Below are 14557 nucleotides of genomic sequence, written 5' to 3'. Positions count from 1 at the left end.
GCGTGGGGGTTCCTTTCTGGCTGGGGGGGTGGGGTCGGATGCGCTTGTGGTGTCCCCCGTCTCTCCCCCCTCGGGACCCGGCAGGACCGACGCGGTCAGCTCGTGGTGGAGCCGACGTCGAGGAACGACAGGCCGGTCACGGGCAGCGGCTGGAAGCCGGCGAGCTGCTCCGCGTTCCAGGCGGTGGGCAGCTTGCGGTGGAACAGCGGGTAGAGCGGCACCTCGTCGGAGATCAGGTCGAACGCCCGGTTCCACAGCTCCTGCTGCTCGTCGCCGGAGGCCTGCACGGCCTGGTCGAGCAGCTTCTGCAGCTCCGCGAACTTCGGGTCGTCGTCCCAGCGGTACCGGGACTGCGACCAGACGTTGGTCCCGTACCACCAGCGCATCAGCAGGTCGGGGTCGTTGCCGAAGACCGACGGGTCGCCGGGGGCGACCATGACGTCGAAGCCGCCGTCGTCGACCTTGGCGTACTGCCCGGCGGACTGCCCGACGTCCAGGGTCGTCTTCACGCCGACCGCCTCGAGGTCCTCCTTGATGAGGGGCGCCACGTCGCCCACCCAGCCGGTGTCGGTGGTGGTGAGGTCGATCGCGAGGTTCTCGACGCCGGCGTCCGCGAGCAGCTGCTTCGCCTTCTCGGGGTCGTAGGTGTAGACCGTCGACGCCTCGTGGTAGTTCGGGTGGTTCTCGGGCAGGAAGCCCGTCGCGGCCTCGGCGTTGCCGAGCATGCCGGTCTCGATGATCTTGTCCATGTCCAGGGCGTAGAAGAACGCCTGGCGCACGCGCGGGTCGTCGAAGGGCTTCTCGTCCGTGTTGAACATCATGAACAGCAGGCCGAAGGACTGCACCGACTCGACCTGAGAGGTGCCCTCGAGCGTGGGGATGTCGATGTACGGCACGTCCTCGATCGCCTGGACGGTGCCGGAGCTCTGCGCGGTCACGCGCGCGGCGGGGTCGGAGAGCAGGTCCCACTGCATCCCGGCGGCCTGGGCCGGGCGCGGCCCGGTGTAGCCGTCGAACCGCTCGAACGTGATCTTGTCGCCCGGGGTCGCCTCGGTGAGCCGGTAGGGGCCGGTGCCGACCGGGAGGGCGTTGAAGGCGTCGTAGTCCGACTCGACGACCGTCTTCGGCACGACCTTGACCGTCGCCAGGCGCTCGGCCACGAGGGTGAACGGGTACTTCGTGGTGATCGAGACGGTCGTGTCGTCGACCGCGGTCACCGAGTCGACGAAGTCGATGAAGTCGGCGTAGAGGGACTCGTTCTTCGGGTCCAGCACGCGCTCGAAGCTGTACACGACGTCGTCCGTCGTCACCGGGTCGCCGTTGTGGAACGTCGCGCCGTCGCGGAGCTTCACCTCGTAGTGGGTGTCGTCCACCTTCTTCGGCAGCTCCGCGCCGAGCGCTGCGTACACTTCGCGCGTGGCCGGATCGATCTCGGTGAGACCCTCCATGACGTGCCAGTTGGCCGCGACGGTCACCGCGCCCGTCGTCGTCATGGGGTCGAAGCCGCCCCCGAGGTCGTAGGAGATGCCCGCCTTGATGACGGCGTTCTCGTCGACGTCGGTCTGCGACGCCCCGGCCTGTCCGGTCGCGGTGCCGGCGGTGCCCGCACCGCCGGAACAGGCGGCGAGGCCGAGGGCGACGACGACGCCCGTGGCGACGGCGGCGAGTCGCCGCCGCCCGGACGAAGAGCTATCGCGAAGCTTCATTGGTTCTCCTGACGGTGAGGTCGGCGAACAACCGTGTCAGCCGACATCAGATGTCTGATGTTGTGTAGCCTGACACTAGGACGAGCAACGAGGAAGGGTCAAGATGGTGGAGCAGGACCGGTGGTTCAGCACGATCAGCCCGGTGACGGCGCACGGGAACCCCCCACGGCGGACGACCACCGCCGACCGGATCAAGGACTTCATCCTCGGCGAGGGGCTCCGGCCCGGGGACCCGCTGCCCACCGAGGCCGAGCTGTGCGAGCGCCTCGGGGTCTCGCGCTCGAGCGTCCGCGAGGCGGTCCGCACGCTGGCGACGCTCGACATCGTCGAGGTCCGCCACGGCCACGGGACCTTCGTCGGGCACATGTCGCTCGACGCACTCGTCGAGGCGCTCGTCTTCCGCGGGGTGCTCAGCCCGGGCGACGACCTGAGGGCGCTGCGCGACGTCGTCGAGATCCGTCGCGCGCTCGACCTCGCGATGGCCGAGCGCATCGTCGCGAGCCTCGCCGGCACGTCCAACCCCGACCTGCACGCTCTGGTGGGCGAGATGGTCGACGCCGCCGACGACGGCCGCACGTTCCCCAAGCAGGACCGCGCGTTCCACACCGGCCTGCTCGCCCGCCTCGACAACTCCCTGGTGGGTCAGCTCGTGGCGGCGTTCTGGGACGTGCACACCGCCGTCGTGCCGAAGCTCGGGATCTCCGTCGCCTCCGACCTGGTGCAGACCGCCCAGGCCCACGGGCACATGCTCGACGCCGCCGAGGCCGGCGACGTCGACGGCTTCCGCGCCGCCGTCGTCTCGCACTACGACCCCATCGACCGCGCCCTCGAGGTGACCACGGCGTGACCCTTCCTCTCGCGCCGCCCCCCGTCGGCGCTCCCCCGGTCGGGGTGGCCGTGGTCGGCATCGGGGCCGACGGTCGCGCCGCGATGGCGCCCGACGCCGGCCAGGTCGCCGCCGCGGCCTCCCTGCGCCACGTCGCGGACGCCGTCCTGGCGGGCGAGCGCCCCGACGACGGGATCGCCGAGGCGCGCGAGAGCCTGGCCGTGATCGACGCCCCCTACCGATCCGCCGCGACGGGGGACGTCGTCGCCGTGGAAGCCCCAGAGAACGAGAGGACCCTCTGATGGAGGTCGTGATCGCCCCCGCCGAGGAGCTGGCCGTGCTGGCGGCCGACGCGATCGAGGCGTTGTTGCGGCGCAACCCGGCCACCGTGCTGGGGCTGGCGACGGGGTCGAGCCCGCTGAGGGTGTACGACGAGCTCGCGCGTCGCCACCGCGAGGACGGGCTGTCGTTCGCCGACGCCCGGGGCTTCATGCTGGACGAGTACGTGGGCCTGGACGCGGCGCACCCGCAGCGGTACCGCAACGTGATCGAGACGGAGATCGCCTCGCGGGTCGAGTGGCCGGCGGACCAGGTGTCGGGGCCGGACGGGCTGGCGCAGGACATCCCGGCGGCGTGCGCGGCCTATGAGGCAGCGATCGCGGACGCGGGCGGGGTGGACCTGCAGCTCCTGGGGATCGGCACGGACGGGCACATCGCGTTCAACGAGCCGGGTTCCTCGCTCGCGTCGCGCACGCGGATCAAGACGTTGACGGCGCAGACGCGGGTGGACAACGCGCGGTTCTTCGGCGACGACGTGGAGCAGGTGCCCACGCACTGCCTGACGCAGGGGCTGGGCACGATCATGGCGGCGCGGCACCTGGTGCTGCTGGCCACGGGCCGGCAGAAGGCGGAGGCGGTGCACCAGCTCGTGGAGGGTCCGATCTCCGCGATGTGGCCGGGCACCGTCATGCAGCTGCACCCGCACGCGACGGTGCTGGTCGACGACGCGGCGGCCTCCCGGCTGCAGCTCGGGGACTACTACCGCCAGACGTTCGCGTCCAAGCCCGACTGGCAGGGACTCTGACCGGGCGGGCCCGCCCCGCCGTCCTTGACCCCACCCCGGCCTGCGGCTACGTTCGGGACGTCAGACATCTGACATCCTCTCTCTGGCCCGGCAGCGCCGCCGTCCGTCCGCCCGCACCGGGACGGGGCCCGCGCACCGGGCCCCCACCGGAAGGAACGGCATGCTCGGACACCTCCGCAGACCCGGCGCCCTCACGGCCGCCGCGCTCGCCCTCGCCCTCGGGGGCACCGTCGCCCCCGCGACCACCGCCGCGGCCCACCACGCGGTGCCCGCCCCCGACTTCGACGTCGCCGACCCGACCGGCGGGCCCGGCACGTTCACCGAGCAGCAGCTCGCGACCAACGGCGAGGGCGGCTTCCCGAACTACCGCATCCCCGCCCTGACGGTCACCCCCGAGGGCGACGTCCTCGCGTCGTACGACGGCCGGCCGACCGCGATCGACGCGCCCGGGCCGAACTCGGTCCTGCAGCGTCGTTCGACGGACGGCGGCGCGACGTGGGATGAGCAGGAGGTCGTCGCCGCCGGGCGGACGACCGCCCCCGTCGAGGGGTTCTCCGACCCCAGCTACGTCGTCGACCGCGAGACCGGCGACATCTTCAACTTCCACGTCAAGTCGTACGACCAGGGCTTCGGCGGCTCCCGACCGGGCACCGACCCGGACGACCGCGACGTGCTGCACGCGAACGTCTCGACGTCCTCCGACGACGGCCGCACCTGGACCCACCGCACCATCACCGCGGACGTCACCGCAGACCTCGGCTGGCGTTCCCGGTTTGCGGCGTCCGGCCAGGGCGTCCAGCTCAGGTACGGGGAGCACGCCGGCCGCCTGCTGCAGCAGTACACGATCATCAACGCCGACGGCGTGTTCCAGGCGGTGTCGGTCTACTCCGACGACCACGGCGCGACGTGGCAGGTCGGGTCCCCCGTGGGCACCGGGATGGACGAGAACAAGACGGTCGAGCTGTCCGACGGCCGCGTGATGCTCAACTCCCGGGACTCGGCCCGCTCGGGCTACCGGAAGGTCGCCTTCTCCACCGACGGCGGCGTCACCTACGGCGACGTGACGATCGACCGGGAGCTGCCCGACCCCGCCAACAACGCCTCCGTCGTCCGCGCCTACCCGAACGCGCCGCAGGGGTCGGACGAGGCCAAGGTGCTGCTGTTCTCGAACGCGGCCTCGCAGAGCGCGCGGTCGAACGGCACCGTCCGCATCAGCTACGACGACGGCGAGACCTGGCCGGAGGCACGCACCTTCCGGGCGGGCAGCATGTCCTACTCGACCCTCGCCACCCTGCCCGACGGCACGGTCGGCCTGCTCTACGAGCCCGGGGACGGGATCCGGTTCGCCAAGCTCGATCTCGACTGGGTCCTGGCCGCGCCCCACGTCGTGCCCGGCGACATCCAGGTGACGGGCGGCACGCTCACCGACCCGCAGGAGGACTACGCCGTCGGCGACACCCTCCGGTTCACCTACACGGTGCAGAACCTGTCGTCGCGGGCCACCACCGTGGTGCCGACCGGCAACCTCGCCGGCCTCGACCCCGCCGACGGCGCGCCGAACTGCCGCTGGCGGGACCTGCCGGGGAACGACCGGTACACCTGCACCTCCGCGCACCACGTCGTCACCGCCGACGACCTCGCGGCGGGCGGGTTCACCCCCACGACCACGTGGACCTCGACGTCCGGCGAAGACGTCACGACCGTCGACCTCGAGGGCCCGCGGGTCGCGTTCCCCGCGGCGGCCTGGGACGCGGCCCGGGCCTACGCGGCCGGGGACGAGGTGCGCTTCGACGGCTCGACCTGGCGGGCGACGTGGTGGACGCGCGCCGAGCAGCCCGGCCGCAGCGCGACCGGTGCGTGGCAGGAGATCGTCGTCGCCGGCTCGGGGTCAGCCGTCTGGACGCCGACGCGCATCTTCGACACCGGCGACGTGGTCGTGCACGACGACGTCGAGTACACGGCCCGGTGGTGGACCCGGAACCAGGAGCCCGGCACCTCCGCGCACGGCCCGTGGCAGACCGCCGGCTGACCGCCTCACGACGTCGCCGGCGGCCCCGGACCAGCACGGTCCGGGGCCGCCGGCGATGCTCCTGTCAGTCGCGCAGGAGCGGCAGCAGCTGCTCGCCCTGGCGGCGGATCTCGTCCAGGTACGGGGTGTCCGACAGCACGAAGTGGGTGACACCGAGGTCCTGGTAGCGGCGCAGGGACTTCGCGACGTCGGACGGCGAGCCCACGAGCCAGGTGGTCCCGGCCCCGCCGCCCCCGGCGCGGGCGGGCGCGGTGTACAGGTTCTCGTCGAGCACGTCGCCGCGGGCGGCGAGGTCGAGCAGGCGCTGCTGCCCGACGGCGACGGGCCGGTCCACCGCTCGATGATCGGCATCACGGTGGTCGGCGTCGCGCCGCCACCCCGTGCGTCCCGACGCCTCGGCGAGGTGCTCCACCTTGGCCTCGGCGTCACGCCACGCCTCGTCGGTGGTGTCGCGCACGAAGGTCGTGACGCGCAGCCCGAACTGCAGCGGCGCGTGCTCCCGGCCGACCTGCTCGCTCAGCGCGCGCAGCCGGTCGATCCGCTCGGCCACGCCGTCCAGCGGCTCGCCCCAGAAGAGCTGCACGTCGGCCTCCGCGGCGGCCACCTCTTCCGCCTCGGGCGACGCGCCGCCGAAGTACAGCGTCGGGTGCGCACGCCCCTCCCGGGCCACGGGACGCAGCGGCAGCGTGGCGCCGTCGGCCCGGTAGTGCTCGCCGTCGAACGTCACGTCGTCCTGCGTCCACAGCCGGCGCACCAGCTGCAGGAACTCGCGCGTGCGCCCGTAGCGTGCCGCCCGGTCGGTGACCGTGTCGCCGTACTGCGCGACGCCGTCCTGCCCGGACACGATGTTGATCCGCACCCGGCCACCGGTGAGGTGGTCGAGCGTCGCCGCCGCCGAGGCGAGGTGGGCCGGCTGCCAGTAGCCGGGCCGGATCGCGACCAGCGGGTTGAACGTCGTGGTGCGGGCGGCGAGCGCCGCCGCCACGGTGAACGTGTCCGGCCGGCCCCACCCGGTGCCGAGCAGCGCCCCGTCCCAGCCGTGCTCCTCCAGCGCGAGGGCCTGCTCGGTGAGGGTGTCGAGGCTGTTGTGGTCCGCCGTCACGATGTCGCCGCGGTGGCCGGCGCGCACCTGGTTGGGGATGTACCAGAGGACGTCGGCGCTCATGCCCCCACCCCCGCGGTGGCGAGCTCGGCGGCCTCGACGGACGCAGCCGACGCGACCGACGACGAGTACCGGCTCGCGGGCCGCTCGAGCCCGTAGTGCTCGCGCAGGGTGGTGCCCTCGTAGGCGGTGCGGAACAGGCCGCGCGCCTGGAGGATCGGCACGACGTGCGCGGTGAACTCCTCCAGCCCGCGCGGCAGCACGGCCGGCATGACGTTGAAGCCGTCGGCGGCCTCGGCGTCGTACCACTCCTGGAGGGCGTCGGCGACCTGCTCGGGCGTGCCCGCCAGCGTGCGGTGCCCGCGCCCTCCGCCCAGGCGGCCGATGAGCTCGCGCACCGTCAGCCGCTCCCGACGGGCCAGCTCCACGATCAGCGTGTACCGGCTCTTGGCGCCCTCGATCTCGTCCTCGTCGGGCAGGTCGGCGGGCAGCTGGCGGTCCAGCGGCAGGTCCTCGGGGTCGACGCGCAGGGTCGCGGCGAGCTGGCGACGCGCGTACTCGGGCACGATGAGCTCGTCGAGCTCGCGCTCGGCGGCCAGGGCCTCCGCCTCGGTGGAGCCGAGCACGGGCACGATGCCCGGCAGGATCTTGATCCCGTCGGCGTCGCGACCCGCCGCGACGGCCCGGGCCTTGAGGTCGGCGTAGAAGGCCCGTGCGTCGTCGAGCGTCTGGTGCGCGGTGAAGACCGCCTCGGCGTAGCGCGCCGCGAGCCCCTTGCCGTCCTCCGACGACCCGGCCTGCACGATCAGCGGCCGCGCCTGCGGGGTGCGCGGCGTGGTGAGCGCGCCGGCGACGGAGAAGTGCTCCCCGACGTGCCCGGCGGGGTGGATCCTCGCCGCGTCCGCCCAGACGCCGCCCTCCTTGTCCGCGAGCACGGCGTCGTCGTCCCACGAGTCCCAGAGCTTGGACGCGACGTCGAGGAACTCCGCGGCGCGCTCGTAGCGCACGGCGTGCGCGGGCTGGTCGTCGAGGCCGAAGTTGCGCGCGATGTCCGGGCCGGCCGTCGTCACGACGTTCCACCCGGCGCGGCCGCCCGACACGATGTCGATCGACGCGAACCGCCGCGCCAGGTTGTACGGCGAGTTGTAGGTGGTGGACGCCGTCGCGATGAGGCCGATGCGCTCGGTGGCGGCGGCGAGCGCCGTGAGCACGATCAGCGGGTCGAGCGACCCGGCGGGGCGGCGTCCGACGTCGCTGCGCAGGCCGGGGCCGTCGGCGAAGAAGACGGAGTCGAGCAGCCCCTCCTCCGCGGTGCGGGCCAGCCGCTGCAGGTAGGCGATGTTCGTGGACGTGTGGTCCGGGGAGCTCTCCGGCAGCCGCCACGACGCCTCGTGGTGGCCGGTGCTCATGAGGAACGCGTTGAGGTGGAAAGGTCCGGGGCGGTGGCCGTCGCGGCCGGCGGTGCGGGTCATGCGGTCACGTCCTTCCGCTCGACGCCGAGGGCGTCGAGCAGCTCGGTGCGGATGGCGGCGAACCGGGGGTCGGCGGCGTCGCGCCGCTCCTGGAGGTCGATGCGTCGCTCGACGGCGATGCGGCCGCGGTCGAGGACGACGACGCGGTCGGCGAGCACGATCGCCTCGTCGACGTCGTGCGTCACGAGCAGCACCGCGGGCCGGTGCCGGTCGTACAGGTCGCGCAGGAGCTCGTGCATACGGATGCGGGTGAGGGCGTCGAGGGCGCCGAACGGCTCGTCGGCCAGCAGGAGCTGGGGCGAGCGGACGAGCGAGCGGGCCAGGGACACCCGCTGCTGCTCGCCGCCGGACAGCTCGTTCGGCCACGCCCGCTCCCGGCCGGCGAGGCCCACCTCGGCGAGCGCGGCCCGCCCGGCGTCGCCGGCGGCCCGACGGCGGACCCCGTCCAGGCCCAGCACCACGTTGTCGAGCACCCGCGCCCACGGCAGCAGCCGGGAGTCCTGGAACACGACGGACACCTGGTCGGGCACGCGCACCTCGCCCGACCCCGTCACGCCGTGGTCGAGGCCCGCGAGCGCCCGCAGCAGCGTCGACTTGCCCGAGCCGCTGCGGCCCAGGATCGCGACGAACTCCCCCGCGCCGAGCTCCAGGTCGAGGTCGTCGAGCACCCGCTCCGCGCCGTACGCGCGCACGAGCCCGCGCACGGTGACGGCGGGCGCCTCGGCGACGACGTCCGTGCCGGTCGCGGTCGGCGTGGCGGTCAGTCCTCCAGCGTGCGTCGCCATGCGAGCGCCCTCCTCTGCAGCAGCCGGACGGCGGCGTCGGCACTGAACCCGAGCACGCCGTAGACGACGAGGCCGACGATGATGACCTCGGTCTGTCCGTAGGTGCGGGCGAGCTCCATCATGTAGCCGATGCCCGCGGTGGCGTTGACCTGCTCGACGACGACCAGCGACAGCAGCGACCCGGTGACGGCGAACCGCAGGCCGAGCAGGAAACCGGGGAGCGCGCCCGGAAGCACGACGCGGCGCACGAACTGCGGCCGGCTCAGCCGCACCGTCTCGGCCAGCTCGACGTACCGGGAGTCGATCGAGCGCAGCCCGTTGTGCGTGTGCACGTAGATCGGGATGAACACGCCGAGCGCGATGGTGATGACCTTCATCGGCTCGCCGATCCCGAACCACAGGATGAGCAGCGGCAGCAGCGCGAGGTTCGGGATGGCGCGCTTGACCTGGATCGGGCCGTCGAGCAGCGCGTCGCCCACGCGGCTCAGGCCGGAGGCGAGCGCCAGCACGACGCCGGCCGCGACGCCCCACGCCAGCCCGAGGGCCGCGCGGGTCAGCGAGACGCCCAGGTTCTCCTGCAGGTCGCCCTTCGCGATCAGGTCGCCGGCGGTGGTGACCACCGTCCAGGGGGCGCTGAGCACCCGCTGGTCGATGAGCCCCGTGGCGGAGCCCGCCACCCACACCCCGACCAGGACGACGACGCCGAGCAGCCCGGCCACCGGGAGCGGGCGCCCGAGCCCGAGCCGTCGCCCGGCGGGGCGGACGTCGAGCCGTCCCGCGGGCCGGCCCTCGCCGCTCTGCACGGCGCCCGAGGCGGTGCGGGCGCGGGGCGCGGTGCCCGCCCGGCTGACGGTGCCGAGGGCGGTCATCGGTCGTCCTCCGCCGCCTGCTGCGCCTCGACGCCGGCCGTCTGCGCCGCGACGAACCGCTGGTCGAAGAGGTCGGCCGCGTCGAGCGGGTCCTCGTCGAGCTCCTTCGCGAGCAGGTCGATCGTCTCCTGCGTGCGGGCGATGCCCTCGGTGAGGTCGGCCGGGATGTCGGGCACGGCCGCGTGGTCGGTGAGGTACTGGGCGTCCTCGTCGGTCAGCCCCTCGTGCTCCACGTAGTACCCCTGCTTCCACTCCTCGGGGTGGTTCGCGATCCACACCTGCGCTCGCGCCCACACCTCGACGTACTCGGCCAGGGCCGCCGCCTTGGCCGGGTCCTCCAGGACGGCGACCGGCGCGTACAGGTGACCCGCGTCGTCGCGCAGCCCGTGCTGGACCGACTGGGCGCCGTCCGCCTCGTACTTCGTGAGGTAGCGGAACAGCTGGGTGCCGCCGAGCGGGGCGACGTCGACCTCCCCGGCGGCCAGCGCGGTGGAGTAGACGTCGCCGGTGCTGGGCAGCTCCACGAGCTCGACGTCGTCCTGGGTCAGTCCGGCGGCGGCGAGCGCCTTGAGCACCAGGGCGCCCTGCGCCTGGCCGGGGCTGAACGCGATGCGCTTGCCGGCGAGGTCGTCGAGGGAGCCGAGGGTGATGCCGGGGCGGCCGGCCAGCTCGTAGACGGGCGCGTCCTGCCAGTTCTCCCGGTACTTGGTGGCGATGTTCTTCACCGGCACCCCCGTCCAGGTGGCGTGGATGGACGGGATCTCGGCGACGGATCCGACGTCGAGGGACTCCGCCCGGAACGCCTCGATGGTCTGCGGCCCGCCCGACAGGTTGGCCCACTCGACGTCGAAGGAGAAGTCGTGCTCGATCTCGTCGCCGGCCAGTTCGAGCGCGACCTCGGTGCTGGGGTCGCCGACGACGAGCGTCGTGCCGTCCGGCACGGCGGAGGGCAGCGGGTCGGAGGCGGCCAGCGTGCCGCCCGGGCTGTCCGCGGCGGCGTCGGCGACGCAGCCGGCGGTGCCCAGCAGTCCGACGACGCCGACGACGGCGGCAGCCGCCCGTCGGGCGCCGCGGGCGCGGCGGAGGGAGATGGTTCGGGGCATGACGGGGTCCTCTCGGGGGCGTGCGGGGGTACGCCACGTCACCCGGCCGCGCGACGGCGGACGGGGCGGTGGTCTCGAGCGGGTTCTGCCGCCGGGGAGGCGGAGGCGACGGCGTGCGTCGGGTCAGCGGCGACAGCGACGACAGGGCCGACAGCCCCGGCGGGCGCACGGCACGGCGGCGCCCGCGGTGCGGGTGCCCGGGGACCGGAGTCCGTTCGTGTCGGCGTGCATGGCGGGGAAGGTATGCGCCGCGCACGCCCAGCGCGAGAGATCTCCGGAAAGTCTCACGATGCGGGACCAGGATTCGAGACGACGCCCGGACGGCTGCGGGCACGACGAAGGCCCCGGACCCTGTGAGGGGGTCCGGGGCCTTCGTCGTCGACCGTCAGGCCGTGGGGTTCAGCGCGTCACTCCGCGCCGGCCTGCATCTGGCCGGTGGGCGGCAGGTCGTGCACCGAGACGCCGGTGGGGGCGTCGAGCGCCGCCGTCGCGCCGACCGAGACCGGCCCGCGCTCGTGCTCGCTCTTGGCCACCCCGCGGAAGGTGAACTCCCCGAGGATGCCCTCGCCCTCGCCGTCGACCAGCACGAGGTCGCCGGCCTTGAGCTCGCCGAACAGGATCTTCTCGGACAGGGTGTCCTCGATCTCCCGCTGGATCGCCCGCTTCAGGGGACGGGCGCCGAGCACCGGGTCGTAGCCCTTCTCCGCCAGCAGGTTCTTCGCGGCGGGCGTGAGCTCGATGGCCATGTCCCGGTCGCGCAGACGCTTGTCCAGCTTGGCGATCTCCAGGTCGACGATCTCGATGATCTCGTCCTGCGAGAGCTGCGGGAAGACCACCACGTCGTCGACGCGGTTGAGGAACTCCGGCCGGAAGTGCTGCTTGAGCTCCTCGTTGACCTTCGCCTTCATGCGCTCGTAGGAGGTCACCAGGTCGCCGCCGGCGTTGAAGCCGGTCTGGACGCCCTTGGCGATGTCCCGCGTGCCGAGGTTGGTGGTCATGATGATCACGGTGTTCTTGAAGTCGACCACCCGGCCCTGCGAGTCGGTCAGGCGACCGTCCTCGAGGACCTGCAGCAGCGAGTTGAAGATGTCCGCGTGAGCCTTCTCGACCTCGTCGAACAGGACCACCGAGAACGGCTTGCGCCGCACCTTCTCCGTGAGCTGTCCGCCCTCGTCGTAGCCGACGTAGCCGGGGGGCGAGCCGAACAGCCGCGACACGGTGTGCTTCTCCGAGAACTCGGACATGTCGAGCTGGATCAGCGCGTCCTCGTCCCCGAAGAGGAACTCGGCGAGCGCCTTGGCCAGCTCCGTCTTCCCGACGCCCGTGGGGCCGGCGAAGATGAACGAGCCACCGGGGCGCTTCGGGTCCTTGAGCCCGGCACGCGTGCGGCGGATCGCCTGGGACAGCGCCTTGATGGCCGTGTTCTGCCCGACGACGCGCTTGTGCAGCTCGTCCTCCATGTGCAGGAGCTTGCTGGACTCCTCCTCGGTGAGCTTGACGACCGGGATGCCGGTCGACATCGCCAGCACCTCGGCGATCAGCTCGTCGTCGACCTCCGCGACGGAGTCGAGGTCGCCCGACTTCCAGGCCTTCTCCTTGTCGGCGCGCTGGGCGGTGAGCTGCTTCTCCTTGTCCCGCAGCCCGGCGGCCTTCTCGAAGTCCTGCTCGTCGATCGCCGACTCCTTGTCGCGGCGGGCCTCGGCGATCTCCTCGTCCAGGGCCTTGAGCTCCGGCGGCGCCGTCATGCGGCGGATCCGCAGGCGCGCGCCCGCCTCGTCGATCAGGTCGATCGCCTTGTCCGGCAGGTACCGGTCGTTGATGTACCGGTCGGCGAGCTGGGCGGCGGAGACCAGCGCGGAGTCCGTGATGGACACGCGGTGGTGCGCCTCGTAGCGGTCGCGCAGGCCCTTGAGGATCTCGATGGCGTGCTCGAGCGACGGCTCGTTGACCTGGATCGGCTGGAAGCGGCGCTCCAGGGCCGGGTCCTTCTCGACGTACTTGCGGTACTCGTCGAGCGTGGTCGCGCCGATGGTCTGCAGCTCGCCGCGGGCCAGCATCGGCTTGAGGATGCTCGCCGCGTCGATCGCGCCCTCGGCGGCACCCGCCCCGACGAGGGTGTGGATCTCGTCGATGAACAGGATGATGTCGCCGCGGGTGCGGATCTCCTTGAGCACCTTCTTGAGGCGCTCCTCGAAGTCGCCGCGGTAGCGGGAACCGGCGACCAGGGCGCCGAGGTCCAGCGTGTAGAGCTGCTTGTCCTTCAGCGTCTCCGGCACGTCGCCGCGCACGATGTCCTGGGCGAGGCCCTCGACGACGGCCGTCTTGCCGACGCCCGGCTCGCCGATCAGCACGGGGTTGTTCTTGGTGCGGCGGCTCAGCACCTGCATGACGCGCTCGATCTCCGTCGAGCGGCCGATGACCGGGTCGAGCTTGCCCTCGCGCGCGGCCTGGGTGAGGTTGCGGCCGAACTGGTCGAGGACGGCGGAGCCGGACGGCTGCCCCTCCTGCGGGCCACCGGCGGCCACGGGCTCCTTGCCCTGGTAGCCGCTCAGCAGCTGGATGACCTGCTGGCGCACCTTGTTCAGGTCGGCGCCCATCTTCGTGAGCACCTGGGCGGCGACGCCCTCGCCCTCGCGGATGAGGCCGAGCAGGATGTGCTCGGTGCCGATGTAGTTGTGCCCGAGCTGCAGCGCCTCGCGGAGCGACAGCTCCAGCACCTTCTTGGCGCGCGGCGTGAACGGGATGTGCCCGCTCGGGGCCTGCTGGCCCTCGCCGATGATCTCGGTGACCTGGGTGCGGACGCCGTCGAGCGAGATCCCCAGCGACTCCAGGGCCTTCGCGGCGACGCCCTCACCCTCGTGGATGAGTCCGAGCAGGATGTGCTCGGTGCCGATGTAGTTGTGGTTGAGCATCCTTGCCTCTTCCTGAGCAAGGACGACCACCCGACGGGCTCGGTCGGTGAATCTCTCGAACATGTGCTGCTCCCTCACGAGCGGCGTTACCTGCACCCCGTCGGATTGACGGCTACAGCCTGACCGCTACGACTCTATGCGCTCCCAACTCGCCGACACCCCTCCGTAAGCCCATGTTCGCCAGGGGCGTGACGGCGTGCCGGATTGCCAGCCGCGGGCGGGGCGGTCCAGGCTCGGGGAAAGGCGGTCGCCGCCGCGGTGGTCGCCGCAGAGGTCAACCCGGGGGGTACCGATGGACGAGATCGAGCAGCAGCCGGGAGCCACGGGCGGCGCGGGCCACGACGCGGGTCGGCGGGCGTGGAACGGGGACGACGCGCGGCTGGCGCAGTTCTCCGGCGTCCTGGGCGAGGTGCGCGACCCGCTGACCTGGGGCCTCGACCTGGAGGACCAGTCGCTCACCGGGCACGTGGACTCCGACGACCCGACGTGCGAGCGGTTCGTGCGCGCCTACCGGTCGTTCACCGGGGAGGCGCTGGAGGTCGAGACCCTGCGCACCCGGGTGCCCGACGACGACGTCGAGGACGTGGTCCGCGCCGCGGGGGGCGGGGCGCCCCCCCCCCCCCCCCCCCCCCCCACCCCCCCCCCCCCCCCCCCCCCCCCCCCCCCAAA

11 protein-coding genes are annotated in these 14557 nt (G+C 72.9%); 4 read left to right on the top strand and 7 right to left on the bottom strand.

What is annotated here, in order from left to right; all coding sequences use genetic code 11:
- Positions 1-95: 95 nt before the first annotated feature.
- A complete protein-coding gene (locus tag ACFVS0_RS17395) occupies positions 96-1706 on the bottom strand; it encodes an ABC transporter substrate-binding protein (RefSeq protein ID WP_430588642.1) in 1611 nt (536 codons plus the stop codon).
- A 103-nt stretch (positions 1707-1809) separates the two neighbouring features.
- On the opposite strand from ACFVS0_RS17395, the gene ACFVS0_RS17390 reads away from it, so the two are divergent.
- The 4 genes from ACFVS0_RS17390 to ACFVS0_RS17375 all read left to right on the top strand — a co-directional run bounded on the left by ACFVS0_RS17390 (position 1810) and on the right by ACFVS0_RS17375 (position 5645).
- The gene (locus tag ACFVS0_RS17390; protein ID WP_430588641.1) at positions 1810-2553 is read left to right on the top strand and encodes a FadR/GntR family transcriptional regulator; all 744 of its coding nucleotides are present in this window, start codon (positions 1810-1812) and stop codon (positions 2551-2553) included.
- Positions 2550-2834 carry a hypothetical protein gene (locus ACFVS0_RS17385; protein ID WP_430588640.1) on the top strand — a complete coding sequence of 95 codons (285 nt, stop codon included), beginning with the start codon at positions 2550-2552 and terminating at the stop codon, positions 2832-2834. The genes ACFVS0_RS17390 and ACFVS0_RS17385 overlap by 4 nt, the downstream gene beginning before the upstream one ends.
- The gene (nagB, locus tag ACFVS0_RS17380) at positions 2834-3616 is read left to right on the top strand and encodes a glucosamine-6-phosphate deaminase (protein ID WP_430588639.1); all 783 of its coding nucleotides are present in this window, start codon (positions 2834-2836) and stop codon (positions 3614-3616) included. The genes ACFVS0_RS17385 and nagB overlap by 1 nt, the downstream gene beginning before the upstream one ends.
- Before the next feature lie 160 nt (positions 3617-3776).
- On the top strand, positions 3777-5645 hold the full coding sequence (locus ACFVS0_RS17375) for an exo-alpha-sialidase (protein ID WP_430588638.1): 1869 nt from the start codon (positions 3777-3779) through the stop codon (positions 5643-5645).
- Between the two features lie 64 nt (positions 5646-5709).
- Here ACFVS0_RS17375 and ACFVS0_RS17370 read toward each other — a convergent pair whose 3' ends face one another.
- The 6 genes from ACFVS0_RS17370 to ACFVS0_RS17345 all read right to left on the bottom strand — a co-directional run bounded on the left by ACFVS0_RS17370 (position 5710) and on the right by ACFVS0_RS17345 (position 13951).
- Positions 5710-6810 (bottom strand): LLM class flavin-dependent oxidoreductase, encoded by a 1101-nt coding sequence (locus ACFVS0_RS17370; protein WP_430588637.1) that lies wholly within the window; start codon positions 6808-6810, stop codon positions 5710-5712.
- A complete protein-coding gene (locus ACFVS0_RS17365; RefSeq protein WP_430588636.1) occupies positions 6807-8219 on the bottom strand; it encodes an LLM class flavin-dependent oxidoreductase in 1413 nt (470 codons plus the stop codon). The genes ACFVS0_RS17370 and ACFVS0_RS17365 overlap by 4 nt, the downstream gene beginning before the upstream one ends.
- Positions 8216-9004: an ABC transporter ATP-binding protein gene (locus ACFVS0_RS17360; RefSeq protein WP_430588635.1), complete on the bottom strand. Its 789-nt coding sequence runs from the start codon at positions 9002-9004 to the stop codon at positions 8216-8218. The genes ACFVS0_RS17365 and ACFVS0_RS17360 overlap by 4 nt, the downstream gene beginning before the upstream one ends.
- Positions 8980-9873, bottom strand: a complete 894-nt coding sequence (locus ACFVS0_RS17355; RefSeq protein WP_430588634.1) for an ABC transporter permease — start codon at positions 9871-9873, stop codon at positions 8980-8982. The genes ACFVS0_RS17360 and ACFVS0_RS17355 overlap by 25 nt, the downstream gene beginning before the upstream one ends.
- On the bottom strand, positions 9870-10976 hold the full coding sequence (locus tag ACFVS0_RS17350) for an ABC transporter substrate-binding protein (protein ID WP_430564479.1): 1107 nt from the start codon (positions 10974-10976) through the stop codon (positions 9870-9872). The genes ACFVS0_RS17355 and ACFVS0_RS17350 overlap by 4 nt, the downstream gene beginning before the upstream one ends.
- A gap of 407 nt (positions 10977-11383) precedes the next feature.
- Positions 11384-13951 (bottom strand): ATP-dependent Clp protease ATP-binding subunit, encoded by a 2568-nt coding sequence (locus ACFVS0_RS17345; RefSeq protein WP_430552550.1) that lies wholly within the window; start codon positions 13949-13951, stop codon positions 11384-11386.
- Positions 13952-14557: the final 606 nt, after the last annotated feature.

Source organism: Isoptericola sp. NPDC058082 (assembly GCF_042885055.1).
In the GTDB taxonomy this organism is placed as follows: domain Bacteria; phylum Actinomycetota; class Actinomycetes; order Actinomycetales; family Cellulomonadaceae; genus Isoptericola.
This window is presented reverse-complemented; position numbering and strand designations above follow the sequence as displayed.

What these genes read in the sequence shown, in the direction of transcription:
- ACFVS0_RS17395 (WP_430588642.1), bottom strand. Translation starts at nt 1,706, where the DNA reads ATGAAGCTTCGCGATAGCTCTTCGTCCGGGCGGCGGCGACTCGCCGCC.
- ACFVS0_RS17390 (WP_430588641.1), top strand. Translation starts at nt 1,810, where the DNA reads ATGGTGGAGCAGGACCGGTGGTTCAGCACGATCAGCCCGGTGACGGCG.
- nagB (WP_430588639.1), top strand. Translation starts at nt 2,834, where the DNA reads ATGGAGGTCGTGATCGCCCCCGCCGAGGAGCTGGCCGTGCTGGCGGCC.
- ACFVS0_RS17375 (WP_430588638.1), top strand. Translation starts at nt 3,777, where the DNA reads ATGCTCGGACACCTCCGCAGACCCGGCGCCCTCACGGCCGCCGCGCTC.
- ACFVS0_RS17370 (WP_430588637.1), bottom strand. Translation starts at nt 6,810, where the DNA reads ATGAGCGCCGACGTCCTCTGGTACATCCCCAACCAGGTGCGCGCCGGC.
- ACFVS0_RS17365 (WP_430588636.1), bottom strand. Translation starts at nt 8,219, where the DNA reads ATGACCCGCACCGCCGGCCGCGACGGCCACCGCCCCGGACCTTTCCAC.
- ACFVS0_RS17360 (WP_430588635.1), bottom strand. Translation starts at nt 9,004, where the DNA reads ATGGCGACGCACGCTGGAGGACTGACCGCCACGCCGACCGCGACCGGC.
- ACFVS0_RS17355 (WP_430588634.1), bottom strand. Translation starts at nt 9,873, where the DNA reads ATGACCGCCCTCGGCACCGTCAGCCGGGCGGGCACCGCGCCCCGCGCC.
- ACFVS0_RS17350 (WP_430564479.1), bottom strand. Translation starts at nt 10,976, where the DNA reads ATGCCCCGAACCATCTCCCTCCGCCGCGCCCGCGGCGCCCGACGGGCG.
- ACFVS0_RS17345 (WP_430552550.1), bottom strand. Translation starts at nt 13,951, where the DNA reads ATGTTCGAGAGATTCACCGACCGAGCCCGTCGGGTGGTCGTCCTTGCT.